At 56.0% G+C, this 20531-nt stretch carries 16 protein-coding genes and 1 pseudogene; 8 read left to right on the top strand and 9 right to left on the bottom strand.

Features of this window, described 5'->3' with window-relative positions; all coding sequences use genetic code 11:
• Position 1: 1 nt before the first annotated feature.
• The 4 genes from QNN88_RS05415 (at position 2) to csiE (ending at position 4721) form a co-directional block, all read left to right on the top strand.
• Entirely contained in the window at positions 2-955 is a 954-nt protein-coding gene (locus QNN88_RS05415) for an ABC transporter permease (protein WP_414239278.1), read from the top strand.
• A 16-nt stretch (positions 956-971) separates the two neighbouring features.
• Positions 972-2609 (top strand): FGGY-family carbohydrate kinase, encoded by a 1638-nt coding sequence (locus QNN88_RS05420; protein ID WP_414239279.1) that lies wholly within the window; start codon positions 972-974, stop codon positions 2607-2609.
• Positions 2606-3205 carry an SIS domain-containing protein gene (locus QNN88_RS05425; RefSeq protein WP_414239280.1) on the top strand — a complete coding sequence of 200 codons (600 nt, stop codon included), beginning with the start codon at positions 2606-2608 and terminating at the stop codon, positions 3203-3205. The genes QNN88_RS05420 and QNN88_RS05425 overlap by 4 nt, the downstream gene beginning before the upstream one ends.
• A gap of 235 nt (positions 3206-3440) precedes the next feature.
• Entirely contained in the window at positions 3441-4721 is a 1281-nt protein-coding gene (csiE, locus tag QNN88_RS05430) for a stationary phase inducible protein CsiE (protein WP_414239281.1), read from the top strand.
• On the opposite strand, the gene QNN88_RS05435 is transcribed toward csiE, so the two are convergent.
• The 4 genes from QNN88_RS05435 to QNN88_RS05450 form a co-directional block, all read right to left on the bottom strand.
• Positions 4713-5852 (bottom strand): 3-phenylpropionate MFS transporter, encoded by a 1140-nt coding sequence (locus QNN88_RS05435; protein WP_414239282.1) that lies wholly within the window; start codon positions 5850-5852, stop codon positions 4713-4715. The two genes, csiE and QNN88_RS05435, sit on opposite strands and share 9 nt — an antisense overlap.
• Positions 5853-5940: 88 nt before the next feature.
• Positions 5941-6783: an aldose 1-epimerase gene (locus QNN88_RS05440; protein ID WP_414239283.1), complete on the bottom strand. Its 843-nt coding sequence runs from the start codon at positions 6781-6783 to the stop codon at positions 5941-5943.
• Positions 6783-8222, bottom strand: a complete 1440-nt coding sequence (locus tag QNN88_RS05445) for a sugar porter family MFS transporter (protein WP_414239284.1) — start codon at positions 8220-8222, stop codon at positions 6783-6785. The genes QNN88_RS05440 and QNN88_RS05445 overlap by 1 nt, the downstream gene beginning before the upstream one ends.
• Before the next feature lie 71 nt (positions 8223-8293).
• The gene (locus QNN88_RS05450) at positions 8294-11560 is read right to left on the bottom strand and encodes a DUF5107 domain-containing protein (RefSeq protein WP_414239285.1); all 3267 of its coding nucleotides are present in this window, start codon (positions 11558-11560) and stop codon (positions 8294-8296) included.
• 113 nt (positions 11561-11673) lie between these two features.
• Here QNN88_RS05450 and QNN88_RS05455 point away from each other — a divergent pair, with 113 nt between their 5' ends.
• A complete protein-coding gene (locus QNN88_RS05455; protein ID WP_414239286.1) occupies positions 11674-12867 on the top strand; it encodes an ROK family transcriptional regulator in 1194 nt (397 codons plus the stop codon).
• 65 nt (positions 12868-12932) lie between these two features.
• Entirely contained in the window at positions 12933-13355 is a 423-nt protein-coding gene (locus QNN88_RS05460; RefSeq protein WP_414239287.1) for a DoxX family protein, read from the top strand.
• Between the two features lie 50 nt (positions 13356-13405).
• On the opposite strand, the gene glyA is transcribed toward QNN88_RS05460, so the two are convergent.
• Positions 13406-14659 (bottom strand): serine hydroxymethyltransferase, encoded by a 1254-nt coding sequence (glyA, locus tag QNN88_RS05465; RefSeq protein WP_414239288.1) that lies wholly within the window; start codon positions 14657-14659, stop codon positions 13406-13408.
• Positions 14660-14986: 327 nt separating this feature from the next.
• On the opposite strand from glyA, the gene hmpA reads away from it, so the two are divergent.
• Positions 14987-16177: an NO-inducible flavohemoprotein gene (hmpA, locus tag QNN88_RS05470; protein ID WP_414239289.1), complete on the top strand. Its 1191-nt coding sequence runs from the start codon at positions 14987-14989 to the stop codon at positions 16175-16177.
• Positions 16161-16385 (top strand): annotated as a pseudogene (locus QNN88_RS05475) (hypothetical protein); the annotation flags it as partial. The gene hmpA and the pseudogene QNN88_RS05475, both read left to right, overlap by 17 nt.
• Here QNN88_RS05475 and glnB read toward each other — a convergent pair.
• Genes glnB through qseE form a run of 4 tightly spaced genes read right to left on the bottom strand, consistent with a single transcriptional unit; the run spans position 16276 to position 20192 of the window.
• Complete coding sequence (glnB, locus tag QNN88_RS05480; protein ID WP_012906673.1) at positions 16276-16614, bottom strand: nitrogen regulatory protein P-II; 339 nt, start codon at positions 16612-16614, stop codon at positions 16276-16278. The pseudogene QNN88_RS05475 and the gene glnB sit on opposite strands and share 110 nt — an antisense overlap.
• 60 nt (positions 16615-16674) lie before the next feature.
• Positions 16675-18009, bottom strand: coding sequence for a two-component system response regulator GlrR (glrR, locus tag QNN88_RS05485; protein ID WP_414239290.1), 1335 nt, complete (start codon positions 18007-18009; stop codon positions 16675-16677).
• On the bottom strand, positions 18009-18740 hold the full coding sequence (gene qseG / locus QNN88_RS05490) for a two-component system QseEF-associated lipoprotein QseG (RefSeq protein ID WP_414239291.1): 732 nt from the start codon (positions 18738-18740) through the stop codon (positions 18009-18011). The genes glrR and qseG overlap by 1 nt, the downstream gene beginning before the upstream one ends.
• A 21-nt stretch (positions 18741-18761) precedes the next feature.
• Entirely contained in the window at positions 18762-20192 is a 1431-nt protein-coding gene (qseE, locus tag QNN88_RS05495; RefSeq protein ID WP_414239292.1) for a two component system sensor histidine kinase QseE/GlrK, read from the bottom strand.
• Positions 20193-20531 lie beyond the last annotated feature (339 nt).

Genomic DNA, 20531 nt, shown 5'->3' on the forward strand with positions numbered 1-20531 from the left:
GATGAAAGCCTTCGCAAAAGTATTACCCGGTGATGCGATCATCCGCCTGCAGTGCGTGATTATTATCGTCGTCGCCGTCGTCTTCTCCGCGCTGTTGGGCACTCGCTTTTTCAGCGTCGCGAACTTCCAGTCCATCGGCTCACAGCTACCGATCCTCGGCATGCTGGCGCTGGGAATGGGGATGACCATGCTGACCGGCGGCATCAACCTGTCGATTATCGCTGGCGCTAACGCCTGTTCACTGGTGATGGCGGCGGTCATTGTCAGCCATCCGGACAATCCGCTGTTTCTCGCGCTGGCGCTGCTGGCGGGCGCAGCGGTCGCCGTAGCGATTGGGACCCTGAACGGGGCGCTGATTGCCTGGGTTGGCGTATCGCCGATCCTCGCCACGCTGGGTACCATGACGCTTATCTCCGGGCTGAATATTTTGCTCTCCAACGGCACGGTGATCTCCGGCTTCCCGGCGGCGATTCAGTACCTCGGCAACGCCACCCTCGCAGGTATTCCCGTGGCTCTGCTGCTGTTCATCGTGGTTGCGGTGCTGTTGTGGGTGTTGCTGGAACACACCACGCTGGGCCGCAGTCTTTATCTGATGGGCTCGAACGAACAGGCAACCCGCTACAGCGGCGTGAATACCGTTCGGGTACAGATTTCCGTCTATGTCATTTCCGCTCTGCTCGGCTGGGTGGCCGCAATCTTAATGATGGCGAAATTCAACTCGGCGAAGGCCGGATACGGTGAGTCTTATCTGTTGGTCACTATTCTCGCTTCGGTGCTGGGTGGCATCAATCCGGACGGCGGATTCGGCCGCATCATCGGGCTGGTGCTGGCGCTGATTGTGCTGCAAATGCTGGAAAGCGGCTTTAACTTGCTGGGGATCAGTAGTTATTTGACGATGGCGCTTTGGGGCGCGGTACTCATCCTCTTTATCGCATTACAGAATCGTAGAGCCTGATTTCAGGAGAAAAATTATGGCGAGTTATTTTATTGGTGTGGATGTAGGAACCGGCAGCGCCCGTGCAGGGGTGTTTGATCTCAACGGCAGAATGGTCGGGCAGGCCACTCGCGCCATCGAGATTTATCGCCCGCAGGCCGACTTCGTTGAGCAGTCGTCCGATAACATCTGGCAGGCCGTTTGCAACGCGGTTCGCGATGCCATTAATCAGTCCGATATCAACCCAATCCAGGTGAAGGGGCTGGGATTTGACGCCACCTGCTCGCTGGTGGTGCTTGATAAAGAAGGTAAACCGCTGACCATCAGCCCTTCCGGGCGCAGCGAACAGAACATTATCGTGTGGATGGATCACCGCGCGATCACTCAGGCCGATCGTATTAACGCTCTGCACCATCGGGTGCTGGACTACGTGGGCGGGATCATCTCCCCGGAAATGCAGACGCCAAAACTGCTGTGGTTGAAACAGCATATGCCTAACACCTGGGCCAACGCGGGTTACTATTTTGATCTGCCTGACTTTCTGACCTGGCGCGCCACCGGCGATGACACGCGTTCGCTCTGCTCCACGGTGTGTAAATGGACCTATATGGGCCATGAAGATAAGTGGGATGCCAGCTATTTCCGCGAGATTGGGCTGGAAGATCTGCTGGAACACGATGCCGCGAAAATTGGCCGTTATGTGAAAACAATGGGTGAACCGCTCGGTCACGGTCTGACTCAGCGCGCCGCCAGTGAAATGGGGCTGATTCCGGGCACAGCCGTCAGCGTGTCGATTATCGACGCGCACGCCGGTACGCTCGGCACCCTGGGCGCCTGCGGCGTCTCTGGCGAAGTCGCCGATTTTGATCGTCGCGTTGCGCTGATTGGCGGTACCTCAACCGGTCACATGGCAATCTCAAAAGAGCCGCGCTTTATCGGCGGCGTCTGGGGTCCTTACTATTCCGCCGTGTTGCCGGAATACTGGCTCAATGAAGGTGGACAGTCCGCGACGGGCGCGCTCATCGACCACATGATTCAGTCGCACCCGTGTTATGACACGCTGCTGACGCAGGCGAAAGCACAAGGGCAGACCATTTATGAAGTGCTGAATGCGCTCCTGCGCAAAATGGCGGGTGAGCCGGAGAATATCGCCTTCCTGACCCGCGATATCCATATTCTGCCCTACTTCCACGGCAACCGTTCGCCGCGTGCCAACCCGACGCTGACTGGCGCAATCAGCGGCCTGAAACTTTCCCGCACGCCGGAAGACATGGCGCTGCACTATCTGGCCACTATCCAGGCCATTGCGCTGGGGACGCGCCACATCATTGAGACCATGAACCAGAGTGGTTACAGCATCGATACCATTATGGCCAGCGGCGGCGGCACGAAGAACCCGATTTTTGTGCAGGAGCATGCCAACGCCACCGGCTGTGCGATGTTACTGCCCGAAGAGAGTGAAGCGATGCTGCTTGGCGGCGCGATGATGGGCACCCTCGCGGCTGGCGTTTTCGAAACGTTCCCGGAAGCGATGTCGGCCATGAGCCGCATTGGTAAAACGGTCACCCCGCAGACCAATCTCATTAAGCAGTATTACGATCGCAAATATCAGGTGTTCCACGAGATGTATCAGGATCACATGAAATACCGCCAGTTGATGCAGGGGGACGCATGAACAGCGCATGGCAACAGGCTAGCGAAACCTGGACACTCTACAGCGAGGCCCTTGCCGGTTTGGGTCAGCATTTGAGCGAACCGCTCTGGGAAGCGTTAATGACGGAACTGCGCGAATGTCGCGGGAAAATCGTGGTCACCGGCGTCGGCACCTCTGGTATTGCGGCGCGTAAAATCGCCCACATGCTCTCCTGCGTTGAGCGCCCGGCGATTTACCTTAACGCCACCGATGCCGCCCACGGCGATCTCGGTTTTTTACGCGCTGACGATCGAATGATTTTACTCTCGCGCGGCGGTAATTCTGATGAGCTCACACGCTTGTTGCCGGGCCTTGCGGCACGCAACGTGCCGATTATCAGCGTCACGGAAAACCCGGATTCCGCCATTGCGAAGGCCGCCCGGCTGGTCATTTCGACCGGCGTACAGCGCGAGGCAGATCCGCTAAACATGCTGGCAACCACCTCAATTATGCTGGTGATTGCGATCTTTGATGCCGCCTGCGCCTGCCTGATGAGCGAGAGCGGCTATTCCAGAGAAACACTGCTGGCGGTGCATCCGGGTGGGGATGTCGGGTTAACCCTGCGACAAGGCCGTTAATCCATTAGTAACTTTTCAGCCTCGCCCTCTTCGGCGAGGCTTTTTTATATGCAATCTGAAGATAAAAAACGCGAAAAATCCGATTAACGCGTTGCGTTAAACTTTATGAAACAGCCTCACCCGTGAAAAATTCTGTGACCTCTCCCTGCAATCCTGACGCAAAACATTTCATCCGTAATGGCTATGGAAAAACTTTAGCTATTCTTATCTGACATACATACGGGAGATCCGACAGATGATGCCAACGCTTGCTCCGCCATCTGTACTTTCCGCTCCCCAGCGCCGTTGCCAGGTTTTGCTGACGCTTTTCCAGCCGGGGCAAATTGCCACCGCGGAAATGTTCAGTGCGCTAAATGGTGTCGATGATGCTGTTGCCCGTGAGGATATTGTTGAAACGGGTCTGGAGATCCAGCGTTATCATCGACTCAGTATTAGCACTGGTCCGAATGGGTGCTACCGGATCGAAGGTACTGCGCTTAACCAACGCCTCTGCCTCTTGCACTGGCTCAGACGCGGACTGCGTTTGTGTCCGGCGTACATAACGCAACACTTTGCCCCTGCCCTTAAAACTGAACTCAAACAACGGGGGATCCTGCGCACGCTGTATGATGATACCAATCTGCATGCGCTGATTAACCTCTGCGCACGTCGCCTGCAAAAGCCGTTTGAGTGCCGGGACATCCAGTTCCTGCACCTCTATCTGCAATATTGTCTGTTGCAGCACCACGCGGGGATCTCCCCGGAATTTAATCCTGTCCAGCAGCGCTGGGCGCAGTCCTGTGCCGAATATGCGCTAGCGCAGGAGATAGGCCGTCACTGGCAGCGCCGTGTCCGCCAGGATGCACCATTAACGGAATCGCTGTTTATGGCGTTACTGTTTTCGATGGTTCGCATACCGGACCCGATTCGCGATAACCATCAACAGAACCGGCGGTTACGTCTGTCGATAGCGCGACTGATCCTGCGTTTTCGCGAAATGGGCGCAGTGCGTTTTAATGACGAGCAGGGGCTAAACGATCAGCTCTATATCCATCTGTCCCAGGCGCTGAACCGCTGCCTGTTTTCGATTGGCATCGATAACACCCTGCCGGATGAATTCGCTCGACTCTATCCGCGCCTGATGCGTACCACCCGCGATGCGTTACGCGGGTTTGAAGAAGAGTATGACGTTGAGTTTTCCGAAGAAGAGACGGGACTGGTGGCGGTCATCTTTGGCGCGTGGCTGATGCAGGAAAACGATCTGCATGAGAAACAGGTCGTCTTACTCACCGGTGACGATCCAAAACTGGAGCAGGAGATTGAGCAGCAACTACGTGAACTGACGCTGCTGCCACTGAACATCAGGCCATTGCCCATGCGGACCTTTCAGCAGGAGGGCTCGCCGCGCGGCGTGGCGTTGATTGTCACGCCTTACGCCACGCTGCTGCCGCTCTTTTCACCACCGTTGATTCACGCGGATCAGGCGCTGACGCCGCATCAGCAGCAGCAGATCCGCAAAATGCTGGAATCAGGCTGAAGCGGCCACTTTTGGCCGCAGCACCATCGCCGGTAGCGCCACCAGCGCCATCACCCAGAAGACGCCGTTACCCAAATGTTGATACAGGAAACCGGCAAACACGGTCATGATGGCAATGCTGCCGCCCATCGCCACCGCAGAATAGACCGCCTGCAGACGGATCACTTCGCTGCCCTGTCGCGCCGCGATATAGCGCATCGCCGCCAGGTGGCACACAGTAAACGTGCCGCAATGGAGGATCTGCACCACAATCAGCCACGGCAGCGCCGTCGTCCAGCCCATCAGCCCCCAGCGAATCACCCCGCAGACGGCCGAGAGCAACAACAGATCGCGAGCGCTGAAACGACGGAACAGTTTGTTGCTCAGCGCAAAAATAACCACTTCCGCCACCACGCCAAGCGACCAGAGATAACCGACCGCCGACGCGGAATACCCCGCGCCCTGCCAGTAAATGGCGCTAAAACCGTAATAGGCGGCATGCGCCCCCTGCAACAGACAGACACAAGCCAGAAAGCGCCAGCTCTGTGTCACCAGCGTACGCCAGGCGGGCCAGCCGGCGCTCTCCTGATGACGGCTTTCTCCCTGTGGCAGCACGCTGGGGCGAATGAGCATTCCCAGCAGCATTGAGGCGACGCCAAGCGTCAGCAGCGCCAGAATCGCCCGGTAATCAAACAGGCTGACCAGTTTACCGGTCAACGCAGAACCAATCACAAACGCGACCGATCCCCACAGACGCACCCGTCCGTAGTCCATGGTAATCTGCTTTTGCCAGGTATTCGCCAGCGCGTCCGTGAGCGGCACCAGCGGAGAGAAGAAGAGGTTAAATCCGACCATCACCACCATCAGCCAGGCGACATGCGTTCCGGCCCAGAAGGCCAGCGCAAAGATCAGCGTCAGTAGCGCCAGAATGCGTAACGCGGAGATCAGCCGTGACGGATCGCTGACCCGTGGGGCAATGATCAAACTGCCAAGAAAACGAGCGACCAGACCAGCGCCTAATAAGAGACCGATCGTTTCCGGCGTCAGGCCAAGCCCTTTAAGCCAGACGCTCCAGAAGGGAAGAAAAATCCCGTAGCTAAAAAAGTAGGTGAAGTAACCGAGCGCCAGCCAGCGCGTGGAGTGCAAAGACATGATCCCCTCCCGTGTGGAGGCGATAGTCTGGCGATAAACGCAGGCTGGCGCAAGTGAACATTAACAGTGACATAACATGCTTTTGCCGTTACTCCACGCGGATTTGCATCGCGAAATGGCACTGCTCATCCGGGCCTAACATCTGCAATCCCGGCTGCCCCGGCATGTGGTGGGCATTCACCGGATGCGTCTGCGGTTCCAGACAAAGAAATGACTGGCCCAGCATTCTGAAAAGCATAAGCCAGGAAGTTTGCGCAGAAATCGTGACACGCATCACATCACGCTGGATAACTGCCTGTCCGCCCCAGCCGGAATACCCCACATTCAGCCAACGGTCCGCACCGTATTGCGCGGAGGTGAAATCCGCATCCTCCGGAAGTTCACTCTGCCAGGCCAGCGGCAAGTGATGTTCGCCTTCCGGCCAGTAACCGCTGGCCGAAAACTGTACGGTGCTGCGCGCATCAAAGACAAAAAACGGATGGAAACCGCAGCCGTACAGCATGGGACGTTTGCCCAGATGAGCGATCGTCAGCGACGCCCTGAGTACCGACGCCTCCAGCACATACTGGAGTTCCGCCAGATAGTCATATCCGCACGCAAGTTGACTGCGCAGACGCAGCGAACAGCTATCATCGGTCACCGCCGTCACCTCCCAGCGCTTAAGCCAGCCGTCACCGTGCAGAAAAAACCGCGCGTCAGCGTCATGCAGCGGCAGCTGCACCTCGGTTCCGCGCTGGTTGAAGCCGTTACCGGCCACGCGATTGGCAACCGGTAGCATCGGAAACAATCCGCAATCACCGGCGGTTCGCCCCTCCCCTGCGCGTAATACCGGCTGTTGATGCTGTAACGAAAACAGCGACAACAGCGCGCCGCCCTGAGGGTCCACGCGCATCCGCAGATGCGCGTTATGCAACGTCAGCGGCGTGGTCATCAGCGCACGCTTTTTGGTTGTGCCGATGGACTGGCTTTCAAATGTCTGGCCGCCAGTTGTTCCTCCAGCGCTTCCAGCGTTACGCCTTTGGTTTCCGGCACATGACGCAGCACGTAGAGATAACCCATCGCACAAATCACGCCGTAGAGCAGGAAACTCCCGGCGGCACCCAGTCCGGCATTGAGCAGCGGGAAGGTATAGGTCAGCAGGAAGCAGGCAATCCACAGCGCCAGCGTACCCAGCGACATCGCCAGGCCGCGCACGCGGTTTGGGAAGATCTCAGACAGCAGCACCCAGGTGACCGGTGCCAGCGTCAGGGCATAAATCGCAATGGCCGCCAGCACCAGAACCAGCACCGGCCAGCCCATAATCCCCATTCCGTAGGCGCCGGCAATCAACACATAAATCACCGTCAGGCCGGATGCGCCAAACAGCATCAGCTTGCGGCGACCAATTTTGTCCACCAGCGGCAGCGCGGCAAGGGTAAAGACCAGGTTGATAATACCGGTGGCAACGATAGATTTCAGCGTACCGTTGATGTCGAAACCCGCAGAGGCGAAAATCTCCTGCGCATAGTTAAAGATCACGTTGATCCCGCACCACTGCTGGAAGACAGCCAGCACCATGCCGATGATAACGATCGGTTTGATCTGCGGTTGCAGCAGCGTTGACCATGCGACTTTGTGATTATCTTTACGCAGCGTGTGCTCGATCTCTTTCAGCGTCTGCCCGGCGTACTCCGCAGAGCCAATGCGTTGCAGCATGGCACGCGCACGCTCCGGTTTACCCGCCTTCACCAGCCAACGCGGGGATTCCGGGACGAAAAACATCAGCACCAGAAACGCCAGCGCGGGAACTAACTCTGCGCCAAACATCCAGCGCCAGCCCATCTGCCCGTTCCAGCTTTCGACGATTGCCTGTTGAGTCGCACCCGTGGCAACCGGTTCGGCGATCATCAGGTTGATCAGTTGCGCCGCCAGCACGCCAATGACAATAGTCAACTGGTTCACCGCCACAAAACGTCCGCGTTTTTCCGCCGGACTGACTTCGGCGATGTACAGCGGGCTGAGCGCTGACGCCAGGCCAATCCCGACGCCGCCAACGATGCGGTAAATCACAAACATATCGAAGTTACTGGCCACGGCGGTTCCCCATGCCGAGGCGCTGAACAGAATGGCAGAAAGGATCAGTGGCATTTTCCGGCCAAATTTATCGGCGCACCAGCCCGAAATCAACGCGCCAAAAATACAGCCCACCAGCGCTGAGCTCATCGCCCAGCCGGACTGTGCCGGATCGGTTATCGAAAAGTACGCTTCATAAAAAGGCTTTGCCCCGCCAATCACCACCCAGTCGTAGCCAAACAGCAAACCACCACAGGCCGCGACCAGACAGATGGTCCAGACGTAGCCGATTTTTAAATGTGTCTGCGCGTTATTCATTATGATTCCTCTTTCAGGGAAACGCAGGGAACAGTAGGTTTCCGGTGGCGTCACCGCCACCGGCTCAGGGTTTAGTGCAATAACTCCAGTCTGATGACATGGCGCAGGAACAGAGCTTTGTCATGCGCCGGATTCTGTTGCAGAAGTGCGTCAAGCGCCTGTTGGCAGGCAGGCAAATTCCCCAGCCCGAGCTCGCCTAACGCGGTGATAAACAGGCCGTGCTGCTGATGCTTCGCCTCTGCTGGCGTATCAAGCACCACCAGATCCGGTAATGAGACGGCAAAGAAATCCACTTCCGGCACGTGGTCGCGCTGTAACTCGGCCCATTGCAGGAAGCTTTTGAAGAGTTGCTCTGCATCGTCGCGTTCACCCAGTGTTTTCAGCGCCATACCCTGCCAGAAGAGATAGTCCACGGGCTGATCGTTGTAATAACGACTGGCATCCAGCGAACTTCCGCCGCGGGTGGCGTTCGCAAAATAACGCTGCGCAGCGTCATGCTGCCCCTGGCGCTGCGCGCAATACCCCAACAGATACCAGATATCGTTATCGGTTTGCCCCGGTAAACGCCCTTCCCCCAGATTATGCGGATAGCTCAGCGCCTGCTGTAACAGCAGCGTCGCGCGGTCGAACTCCGCCTTGCCGATAGCGACCAGGGCCCGGTGTAATTGATTAAGCAAATATTGCCCGGTCGCTTTCCCTTCCCCGCCTTCCCAGGGATGGAACACGCGCTCGCCAAGGATCTTCGCTGCGTCATCGTAGCGGCCCAGACCATTCCACAGGCTGAGCAACTCCACGGTTAAATCGTCACGCTGGAACACCACGGCTTTATGCGATTCAAGCTGTCGCAAACGCTGCTCAATGGGGGTTGCCAGGAGTTTATTAAGGTAATCCCGTTCAAACAGGAAACGGGCATTGTCAGGCTCCAGCGCCACAGCCTGCGACAAAAACTGTTGTGCCTGAACGCCATCGTGCTGTTTGTTCCACGCATAAATCCCCAGCAGACGGTGCACGGGCGCAAATTCGGGCTCCTGTTGCAGGGTAAATTGCCAGCAGGAAAGCGCCTCTTCGTAGCGGCGTTTGCTGTACCAGAAGCAGCCCAACAGGTAGCGGGCGTAAGCGCTGTGCTCCAGCGTTTGCAGCATCTGCACTTCATCGAGAGTGTTCGGGAAACGCACCCGGTTAGTCAGGCAAGCACGTGCCTGGTCGATGAACGGCTGCGGATTGTCGCTCAGCGACGCCCGCCACAGTAACGGCAGCGTTTCCTGACTGTCCAGCAGTTCCAGCAGTTCGCGCGCCGCGGCTTTTTGGCCGAAAGAGCGTAGCCATCCTGCCAATTCGCAGGCGTTAATACCGCGGCGACCGGTAATGGCGATAAGCGCCGTTTTCGACGGTTCATCCCGACGTATCGCCCAGCGGGCATAGTGCAGCACGTAGCTGAGTGGATAGTCCGCAAGCTGCTGTTCAATGTACTTCAGCGCCTCTGATGTGCGCCCCTGCGCTGCCAGCGCCAGAGCTTTCAGTCCCATTGCCAGGTTATTGCTACCGTTAAAGCGCAGGCTCTGCGTCACCTTCTCCAGTGCATCCGTAACGTCGCCGCGCGCCATTGCTATTCTCGCCAGCGACCAGAAGGCCGCGTCGCGACAGTTTCCGCTCCAGCTCGCCTTGTAGTAATGATCCCAGGCCTGCCCGCAATCGCCCTGACGCTCCAGCGCAGCAGCCAACAACATACTGGCTTCGCCATCTCGCGGGTTTTTGTTCAGGTGATGCGCCCGCTGTAAGGCTGCTCTCGCGTAGCGTTCGGCCTGCGTCCAGTCAGCCTGGTTCAGCGCCAGCGTCCCCAGCGCGACGTTGTTGCGGTAATCCAGCGGATCGATCTCCAGTGCCCGGCGATAGTAATCCCCGGCGTAACGACTGGCATGGTTGTACTGCTCCAGATGCTGACCGATAAAGTAGAGCTCATCGGTACTGGAGAGCGCCGCCGGCTGCGCGGGAGCCGAGGCTGCCGAGGGCAGCGGCAGATCGTCAGCAATATGTTCTTCGTATTGCAGCAACGTCTGACCGTCGTGACGGGTGACCGTCATGGTGATCCGCGAATAGCCCGAATCGACAAGCGTCGTCAGCCAGCTTTCCCCCGGTGCCAGCGTCAGCGTGGTTTCAAAAAAAGGCGCACCGTCCGCGCTGAGTGTCACCTGCACGTCATGCAATGGCGCAACCGCATAAACACCAACGGACAGTTGGCTTTCATCACGCACCAGCCGCATCGCCAGGTCGGTACTGGCGTTTTGCACCATCCCTAATTCGCTGTAGGGCAGGAAGTTCTGGACGAATACCTTCTCCTCGTAAGGAGCAAGCCAGGTGAAATCCGGCTGGTTGTCGGTAAACACCCCGGTCATTAATTCGATGTACGGGCCATTCTCATCGGTCAGGTTACGATCCCAGGCTACGCCAAAATCCCCGTAGCCCCAGCTCCACTGCTTTTTCCCCGGTGAGATGTGATGATCGGCAACATGTAATAACCCACCACGTTCACCGTGATGCCAGGCGCCGACAAAATCGTAGTCCGATTTTTCCGCCATGTATGAGGTCGGCACCGGCACATTCTTATAGCGGGAGATATCCACTCCCGCCGAGTAATCGACTTTGTAATAGGTGCCCGTGGCGATCGGAAAAGCGGAAACATCGCGCTTGCCGTGATCGAATACGGCAGTGACATCAGGTGGGAACACGCTCTGGTGATCGTCACCGCCCTTCACCGCCGGGTTCGCCCACCATAAAAAGTGGCGCGGCGTGGCGTTACCGTTGAAGACTTTACCGGTGATTTCGATCAGCGCGCGATCCGGATAGAGTGTGAATCCGGTCATCACCTGCAAGCCACGCATCGGTTCCACTTCGCCCATCCAGACGGTTTGTTCACCGTAGTCCCCTGCCCGCTGCGTAAAATCTACGGGCATAAAAGTAGTGGGACGGTGATGCTGCGGCCAGTTAAATTCGATCCCCCCGGAGATCCACGGCCCCAGCAGGCCAACCAGTGCAGGTTTCACCACTTCGTTGTAATAGACAAAATCGCGCTGTTGCACTTTGTCATACGCACGATGAATACGCCCGCCCAGTTCCGGCAACAGCATGACGCGGATAAAGTCGTTTTCCATCCACACCGCCTGGTAATCGCGCTTCTCACGCTTGCCGGTCAGGGTGTCAATTACGCCATAAGGGTAAACCGCGCCTGAAGACCCCTGATAAACCCGTTTTTCCAGGAACATTGGATTGGGATCTTCCTCTCCCACCGTCCATGTCGGTAGTGAGACGGTTTCCTGCCAGACCTTTACTGAACCGTACATGTAACCTCCACTCAATAAACAAAAGTAAAAATTCATCCTGAAAGCATTGTGCGGCAGTTAACTGGCGGTAAAATGCGCAATGCTCACGCAATATAGTTAAGGGAGTTAAGTGTATGCCGCGTTCAGGGTTCAATAACGCCCGGGTCAGACAGACGAATAAACAGATCTTCCTGTCACATTTGTGGCGCGAAAAGCAGCTCAGTAAATCGCAACTGGCGCAGCTCACCGGCCTGTCGATTCCGGCGGTGAGTAACATCCTTGAAGAGTTGCTGGATGAAGGACGGATTTGCCATTCCCGTGAAACGCTGAGCCAGCGCGGGCTCAGCAGCGGGAGTTTTCATCTGCCGGAACAGGGCGCGTGGACGCTGTGCATGAACGTCACCCCCACCAGCCTGACCAGTCAACTTGCCGATGCCCGTCTGGTGGCCGTGGGTGACTGGCAGCATGAGGTGATCAACGCCGCGACGCCTGAAGCCCTGCTCACGGCGATAGCCAGCCACTGGCGGCGCTGGCGTCAGCGCTACCCCGACACCACGATCAATCTGGCGCTGGGCGTTCACGGTCAGGTGGACCCGATCACGGGTGCATCGAAAACGATGCCGCAGGCGCCGTGGAAAACGCCGGTAGAAATAAAATATCTGCTGGAAGAGCGGCTCGGCATCCAGGTCCGTCTGGACAATGACTGCGTGATGCTGGCACTGGCGGAAAAATGGCAGAACCCAGCAGCCAACGCAGATTTCTGTGTCATTAATGTCGATTACGGTATTGGCTCATCGTTCGTCATTCACGACAACATCTGGCGTGGCAGCCTGTACGGCAGCGGCCAGATTGGACATACCATCATCAATCCTGACGGTATTGCCTGCGACTGCGGTCGTTACGGTTGTCTGGAAACCGTCGCCTCCCTGAGCGCCCTGAAAAAACAGGCCAGAGTCTGGATGAAGGCGCAGCCAGTGCCGGGAAGGGATCCGGAAACGCTGACCACGGATATGCTGATCGATGCCTGGCGCAAGGGAGATGTGCGCATTCAGGCATGGGTGGAACATGCCGCCAGCGCTATTGGCTTAAGCCTGTATAACTTTCTCAACATCCTGAATATCAATCAAATCTGGCTGTACGGACGCAGTTGCGCCTTCGGTGAACCCTGGCTCAATACGCTACGGCAACAGACGGGATTTAATCCTTTCGATCACGGTGATAATCCGCGAGCGAAAGCGACGCAGATTGGCCTTGGCACCCTGACCCGCGCTCAGCAGCTTATGGGGATTGGTTATCTGTACGTCGAGTCGCAACTGAACGACATTTAGCCAATGGCGAGGCGGGCCGTTGTGTATTAATTTTAAAGTACGTTACTCATGTTAATGAGCCTGCTATGAACACGTTACGCTATTTTGATTTCGGTGAATCACGCCATCTGTTTTTATTGCTTGCCCGTATTGCGCTGGCGATTCTGTTTATTATTTTTGGCTTTCCGAAGCTGACGGGATTTGATGGGACCGTGCAATACATGACTTCTCTCGGTACACCTGCGCCAATGCTGGCAGCCATTATTGCTGTCGTGATGGAGGTTCCGGCAGCGATCCTGATTGTTCTGGGGTTTTTCACGCGCCCGCTGGCCATTGTTTTCGTCTTCTATACGTTGGGCACGGCGGTGATTGGTCATCACTTCTGGAATATGACCGGGGATGCGGTGGGGCCGAATATGATTAACTTCTATAAGAATGTCAGCATTGCGGGAGGATTCCTGCTGCTGGCGCTGACGGGGCCGGGCGCCATTTCCCTTGACCGGCGCTAAAAAAAGAAAAAAGGCCGCGTCGCGCGGCCTTTTGTTTTCTGCAATACCGGTTATGCGTAAACCGGGAAGCGTGCGCAGATATCCAGAACTTTACCTTTGATGCGCTCGATGACCGCTTCATCATTGATGTTGTCCAGCACATCACACATCCAGCCTGCCAGCTCTTTCGCTTCCGCTTCTTTAAAGCCGCGACGGGTGATAGCCGGAGAACCGATACGGATACCGGAGGTCACAAACGGGCTCTTCGGATCGTTCGGCACGCTGTTTTTGTTTACGGTAATGTTGGCGCGGCCCAGGGCAGCGTCAGCTTCTTTACCGGTCAGGTTTTTATCGACCAGATCCAGCAGGAACAGGTGGTTTTCCGTACCGCCAGACACCACTTTGTAGCCACGGTTCAGGAACACTTCCACCATCGCTTTGGCGTTTTTCGCAACCTGCTGCTGGTAGACTTTGAACTCTGGCTCCATCGCTTCTTTCAGCGCAACGGCTTTACCGGCGATCACGTGCATCAGCGGGCCGCCCTGCGCGCTTGGGAAGACAGCAGAGTTCAGTTTTTTGTACAGCTCTTCGTCACCACCTTTCGCCAGGATCAGGCCGCCGCGCGGACCCGCCAGGGTTTTGTGGGTGGTGGTGGTGACCACATGAGCATGTGGAACCGGGTTCGGATAAACGCCAGCGGCAATCAGGCCCGCAACGTGTGCCATATCGACGAACAGGTAAGCGCCGATGCTGTCGGCGATTTCACGCATTTTGGCCCAGTCAACGATACCGGAGTAAGCAGAGAAGCCGCCGATGATCATCTTCGGTTTGTGCGTTTGAGCCAGCTGCGCCATCTCTTCATAGTCAATTTTACCGGACTCATCAATACCGTAAGGTACGATGTTGTACAGTTTGCCAGAGAAGTTAACCGGAGAGCCGTGAGTCAGGTGGCCGCCTTGCGCCAGGTTCATACCCAGAACGGTATCGCCCGGCTGCAGCAGCGCAGTGTAGACAGCGAAGTTAGCCTGAGAACCAGAGTGCGGCTGTACGTTAGCGTAGTCGGCGCCAAACAGTTCTTTCGCGCGGTCAATTGCCAGTTGCTCTACGATATCCACATATTCGCAACCGCCGTAGTAGCGCTTGCCCGGATAACCTTCAGCGTATTTGTTCGTCAGCTGAGAGCCCTGAGCCTGCATGACGCGTGGGCTAGTGTAGTTTTCGGAGGCGATCAGTTCGATGTGCTCTTCCTGACGTACTTTTTCTTGCTCCATAGCCTGCCACAGTTCGGCATCATAATCGGCAATGTTCATTTCACGCTTTAACATCCGCATCTCCTGACTCAGCTAACGATAGAATTTTTGGCCTTAAAAGGCGGTCCTGTTGGACAACGGGCAACAGTATAACTGAATCATTCTGTGATAACAGGTCTTGACAAAGGATTTTACGCAAACGATTACCTTCATACTGCGCAAGGCTTTGGTGAATGAAGACCTTACAAATTTCAACGGATTTCTTTTCAGGTTTGTGATGCAGATTTTTCACGTTGTTACGTTTAAAACGTAAAGTTACAAAGAACCATTTACAGTGCAGGGGTATTTTTTATAAGATGCATTTGATATACATCATTAAAGATTCATAAAAAGGAAGACTGTATGCTTGACGCCCAAACCATCGCCACTGTAAAAGCCACCATTCCCCTGCTGGTAGAAACCGGTCCTAAACTGACGGCCCATTTTTACGATCGCATGTTTGCTCATAACCCTGAACTCAAAGAAATTTTTAACATGAGCAACCAGCGTAATGGCGATCAGCGTGAAGCCCTGTTTAATGCTATTGCCGCCTATGCCAGTAATCTCGAGAATCTGCCTGCCCTGCTGCCTGCCGTCGAAAAAATCGCGCAGAAACACACCAGCTTCCAGATCCAACCAGAGCAGTACAACATTGTCGGGACGCACCTGCTGGCAACGCTGGACGAAATGTTCAGCCCGGGTCAGGAAGTGCTGGACGCATGGGGTAAAGCTTATGGCGTACTGGCTAACGTGTTCATCAACCGTGAAGCGCAAATCTACAGCGAAAACGCCCGTAAAACCGGCGGCTGGGAAGGCACGCGTCCGTTCCGTATCGTGGCGAAAACACCACGCAGCGCGTTGATCACCAGCTTCGAATTTGAACCGGTTGACGGCGGGCAGGTAGCCGAGTACCAGCCAGGACAATACCTGGGCGTCTGGCTGAAGCCGGAAGGTTTTCCACATCAGGAGATTCGACAGTATTCCCTGACCCGCAAACCGGATGGCAAAGGTTATCGCATTGCCGTTAAGCGTGAAGAAGGCGGTCAGGTGTCAAACTGGCTGCATAACCATGCGAACATCGGCGATGTGGTGCATTTAGCCGCGCCAGCGGGCGATTTCTTTATGGCGGTTACTCCAGATACGCCGGTTTCCCTGATCTCTGCTGGCGTCGGTCAAACGCCGATGCTGGCAATGCTGGATACGCTGGCGAAAGCGAGCCACACCGCGCAGGTCAACTGGTTCCACGCGGCGGAAAACGGTGATGTGCATGCGTTTGCTGATGAGGTGAGCGAACTGGGCAAAACGCTGCCGAACTTTACTGCGCACACCTGGTATCGTGCCCCTGGCGAAGCTGATCGCGCCAACGGCGCCTTTGACAGTGAAGGTCTGATGGATCTGAGCGCGATGAAAGCCGCCATTGACACCTCGTCAATGCAGTTTTATCTGTGCGGTCCGGTGGGCTTTATGCAGTTTGCTGCGAAGCAGCTTGTTGAGCTGGGCGTGAAAAACGAAAACATCCATTACGAATGCTTCGGCCCGCATAAGGTCTTGTAATGACGTCATGCCTGATGGCGCTGCGCTTATCAGGCCTACGGGATGCTGTAGGCCGGATAAAGCGTTCACGCCGCCATCCGGCAAGCGCACGGCGCGGCTTAAATTGCCGCGTCGTCTTCTTCGCCGGTACGAATACGTACCACACGCGCCACATCAAAGACGAAAATCTTACCATCGCCAATTTTGCCCGTCTGCGCCGTGCGGATAATGGTATCCACACAGGTCTCGACGATGTCGTCCGGCACGACGATTTCAATTTTCACTTTCGGCAGAAAATCCACCATATATTCCGCGCCACGATACAACTCGGTATGCCCTTTCTGGCGGCCAAAGCCTTTTACTTCAGTGACTGTCATCCCGGTGATACCGACTTCGGCCAGCGCTTCACGCACATCATCGAGTTTGAAAGGTTTAATAATCGCATCAATCTTTTTCATGCTAGTCCTTGAAAAGGTCGCCTGTCTTTTAATCGAATAAACGTAACATATTACGCTGAGTTATTCTTTGAAATCGTTTGCATCCAGCTCATGGCGGGAAAGCAGCTTATAAAATTCTGTCCGGTTACGGCCCGCCATTCTTGCCGCATGGGTCACATTGCCCCGGGTGATTTGCAGCAGCTTACGCAGATAGTTCAGCTCGAACTGATTACGCGCTTCGACAAAGGTCGGCAGCGCGGTATTTTCCCCTTCCAGCGCCTGCTCCACCAGCGCATCGCTGATCACCGGCGAGGAGGTCAGCGCCACGCACTGCTCGATCACGTTCACCAGTTGTCGCACGTTACCGGGCCAACTGGCAGTCATCAGCCGCTTCATTGCATCCGTTGAAAACGCCCGCACAAACGGTTTGTGACGCTCCGCCGACTGACGCAACAGGTGGTTCGCCAGCAGCGGAATATCTTCAGCGCGCTCCGCCAGAGCGGGGATCTTCAGACTCACCACGTTGAGACGGTAGTATAAATCTTCACGAAATTCGCCGCGCGCCATCGCTTTCGGCAGGTCACGGTGGGTCGCCGAGATGATACGCACATTAATATCGATGTCGCGGTTGCTGCCAAGCGGTCTGACTTTACGCTCCTGCAACACGCGCAGCAGTTTCACCTGCAACGGCGCAGGCATGTCACCAATCTCATCAAGGAACAGCGTTCCCCCTTCTGCTGCCTGAAACAACCCTTCCCGGTTGCTAACCGCGCCGGTAAACGCGCCGCGGGCATGACCGAACAGCTCCGACTCCAGCAGTTGTTCCGGTAGCGCCCCACAGTTGATGGCGATAAACGGTTTGCTGCTGCGCGGGCTGGCATTGTGGATTGCCTGAGCGAAGATCTCTTTCCCGGTCCCGCTCTGACCATTGATCAACACGCTGACGTCAGACTGCGCCACCATTCTCGCCTGCTCCAGCAGACGCAGCATCAGCGGGCTGCGAGTGACAATTGATTCGCGCCAGCTATCGTCCGTCGCAGGCGCGGACTGTTCCAGGGCTTCGTCGATGGCCTGATAGAGCGCATCTTTATCCACGGGCTTAGTCAGGAAGCTGAACACCCCTTTTTGCGTTGCCGCGACCGCATCCGGAATCGAGCCGTGGGCGGTCAGAATGATGACGGGCATTCCCGGCTGAACCTTCTGGATCTCACTGAACAGCTGCATACCGTCCATTTCATCCATGCGCAAATCGCTAATCACCAGATCCACTTTTTCACGATTCAGAAGTCGCAGCCCTTCTGCCCCGCTCTCTGCGGTCACCACGCTATAGCCTTCACTGGTCAGACGCATGCCCAGCAGTTTTAACAGGCCAGGATCATCATCCACGAGCAGTAAATGCGCCGGTTTACGACTCATTATGGGGTCACCTCATCTTGTGATGATTCCGGAGCTTGTCCTTCAGACTTGTCGCCGCCATGCGCCGCATCCGGATTGTAATTTCCCGCCGGTTTACGGGTGGAAAGCTGACGCTCAATATCGGTCAGGTTCTCCAGCTTGCGCGTCGTAAGATCGAGCTGCGCCTGAAGATGCTGATGCTGCTGGCGCAGCGTATCCAGATCGCCATCGGTCGTTTGCTGGAGTTTGCTGTAACGCTGGCGTTCTTCGGCGAGCTGGAGCTGTAACGACTGTCCGTCGCGCCAGATCTGATAAAGCGGACGTACCTGCGCCGGGATCTGTGGACTTAGCGCATCCAGCCGCGAGACGTTTTCGCGACGCTCCAGCGGCGTAATTTTGGCGTTCGCCAGCAAGATGCCGCGCTTAAAGGCGTTTTGCCAGTTATCGTCACGCAGCAGGCGAGCCTCGCGGCGCGACTGCACGGGCAGCAGGCGATCTGCGCAGTCAATGGCGCGCAGCCAGTAGAGGGGATTCGTCTCTGTCGATTGCCCCTCAAGGGACCAGATATCGGTGCACTCAACCGACAGATAGTCCGCCAGTGGATACGTCGGCAACGCATCCTGCGGCGCATCCCCCGTGATGTGTTTTACCGCATACGGCGTACAGCCCATCAGCGCAAGGCAGGGCAATCCCGCCAGCATGAACTGGCGGGAGAATAGACGTTGGAAAATGTGAGAAAAAACGTGTGGCATATTCACCAGGCTTAGCATTATTTAGTCGTTTTTCGTTGCAGATAATGGCAGTTCTATGCGGAAGCAAACCTCTTGCGCCTGTTCGTCGACAAGATACAGCTCCCCCTGCATACGGCGGATACAATCTCTGGCGATGCTCAGTCCGAGTCCGCTCCCTTTCACTGCCCCTTTCCGTTGATGACTTCCCTGGAAAAAAGGTTCGAAAATCATGGTTCTTTCCGCTTCAGGAATAGGAGATCCGGTATTGATAACATCAATGAACACCCTTTCCCCTTGTAAGCGGCTGTGAATACGGATGTTACCGGATTCAGCCCCATAGTGCACCGCATTGGAATAAAGATTGTCCAGTACGCTCATCAGTAACATCGGCTCGGCCAGACAGCGATCCGCCGCCAGCTCAATGTCGGTATGCATCATTTTAGCGCGGGCCGGCAGACTATGAGCGGAAACCACCATATCGACCAGCGGTTCAAGCTCCACGCTTTCCATTTCAATGGCGCTGTCAGCCAGTTTGCGGTTGTAATCAAGCAGTTGTTCAATCAATTTTTGCAGGTTGCGGCTGCTGTCATCAAGAATATCAACGACCTCTTTTTGTTCCGGCGTCAGCGGCCCCACCACCTGGTCGGCAAGCAATTCGGTGCCTTCACGCATGCTGGCAAGCGGGGTTTTCAGCTCATGAGAGAGATGGCGCAAAAACTGATGGCGCTGGGATTCCAGCCAGGAAAGACGCTCGCTTAGCCAGATGATCCGTTGCCCAACGGAACGCAGTTCTCGCGGTCCGGCAAAACTGACGGTATTGCCAAGCGATCGCCCTTCCCCCAGGCGATTGATCATCCGCTCAATCCCTTTCACCGGCCCGATAATCATTCGTGTGAACAGCAGCACCATCGCCAGGCTCACCAGAAACAGCACCAGCGCCTGCCAACCGAAGAACTGCCCGCGCTCGGCGATCTCTTGCTGCAACTGCTGCCCGCGTGAGAACACCACGGTACGGGTCGCCTGCACCATTTCGGTATTGGCGTTGGCAAAGGCTTCCAGTCGCACGGCGGCGGCGGTATCGGGTCCGCTGTTACGGCATTGCAATTGCGCCAGGTCGTTCAGATCCTGACGCAGCGCCTGATACAGTTTATCGTCCGGCAGCACGCCCGCATGCGCATCCAGCATTTCACTGTAGCGCTTGCGCTGGCTTTGATAGACCTTCGCCAGCGTCGGATCGTCAAGCACGCAATACTGACGGTAGCTGCGTTCCATCTCCAGCGCGGCATTGGTCATCGCTTCGCTGCGTCGCGCGTCGATAAGCGTAGTACGGTTGGTCAGCGCCGCCTGGGCGCTGAGCGTGTTCAGGCTTTGCCACGCCTGCCAGGCGAGGACCAGCAGCGGTAGCAGGATCAGCAGGAATGCCAGCGTCACCAGCTGGCGTAATGACCGGGGAAAAACAGACCAGCGCTTCAATGCGTTACTCTCGCAAGAGATGAATAGGACGATGCTAACTGAGGGAAACGCCAGATACAACAAAGCCGGGATTAACCCGGCTTTGTTATGGAATAAGGCGGTGCCTAACTCGACGTTTCGCCCGATGGTTGATAAAGCAGCGCTATTATCAGATGTTGGACGGCAGGCACCTTGTTGTGCGTCATTCGAAGTTTATGTAGCACGTCCCGAAGGGGCTGACATAAGAAGGTGAATGAGCCACTGATTACTATTATGCAGTAACTGTGCCAATATTGAGAATATTTTATTAACACAATGTATTTATTGAGTTTTAATCAACATTCAAAGTATTAACGCTGT

It is taken from the genome of Citrobacter sp. ANG330 (assembly GCF_047467925.1).
GTDB lineage: Bacteria > Pseudomonadota > Gammaproteobacteria > Enterobacterales > Enterobacteriaceae > Citrobacter_A > Citrobacter_A amalonaticus_G.

Bases quoted from the DNA above. Each gene is read 5' to 3' on its own strand.
- QNN88_RS05415 (WP_414239278.1), top strand. From the start codon at position 2: ATGAAAGCCTTCGCAAAAGTATTACCCGGTGATGCGATCATCCGCCTG.
- QNN88_RS05420 (WP_414239279.1), top strand. From the start codon at position 972: ATGGCGAGTTATTTTATTGGTGTGGATGTAGGAACCGGCAGCGCCCGT.
- QNN88_RS05425 (WP_414239280.1), top strand. From the start codon at position 2,606: ATGAACAGCGCATGGCAACAGGCTAGCGAAACCTGGACACTCTACAGC.
- csiE (WP_414239281.1), top strand. From the start codon at position 3,441: ATGATGCCAACGCTTGCTCCGCCATCTGTACTTTCCGCTCCCCAGCGC.
- QNN88_RS05435 (WP_414239282.1), bottom strand. From the start codon at position 5,852: ATGTCTTTGCACTCCACGCGCTGGCTGGCGCTCGGTTACTTCACCTAC.
- QNN88_RS05440 (WP_414239283.1), bottom strand. From the start codon at position 6,783: ATGACCACGCCGCTGACGTTGCATAACGCGCATCTGCGGATGCGCGTG.
- QNN88_RS05445 (WP_414239284.1), bottom strand. From the start codon at position 8,222: ATGAATAACGCGCAGACACATTTAAAAATCGGCTACGTCTGGACCATC.
- QNN88_RS05450 (WP_414239285.1), bottom strand. From the start codon at position 11,560: ATGTACGGTTCAGTAAAGGTCTGGCAGGAAACCGTCTCACTACCGACA.
- QNN88_RS05455 (WP_414239286.1), top strand. From the start codon at position 11,674: ATGCCGCGTTCAGGGTTCAATAACGCCCGGGTCAGACAGACGAATAAA.
- QNN88_RS05460 (WP_414239287.1), top strand. From the start codon at position 12,933: ATGAACACGTTACGCTATTTTGATTTCGGTGAATCACGCCATCTGTTT.
- glyA (WP_414239288.1), bottom strand. From the start codon at position 14,659: ATGTTAAAGCGTGAAATGAACATTGCCGATTATGATGCCGAACTGTGG.
- hmpA (WP_414239289.1), top strand. From the start codon at position 14,987: ATGCTTGACGCCCAAACCATCGCCACTGTAAAAGCCACCATTCCCCTG.
- glnB (WP_012906673.1), bottom strand. From the start codon at position 16,614: ATGAAAAAGATTGATGCGATTATTAAACCTTTCAAACTCGATGATGTG.
- glrR (WP_414239290.1), bottom strand. From the start codon at position 18,009: ATGAGTCGTAAACCGGCGCATTTACTGCTCGTGGATGATGATCCTGGC.
- qseG (WP_414239291.1), bottom strand. From the start codon at position 18,740: ATGCCACACGTTTTTTCTCACATTTTCCAACGTCTATTCTCCCGCCAG.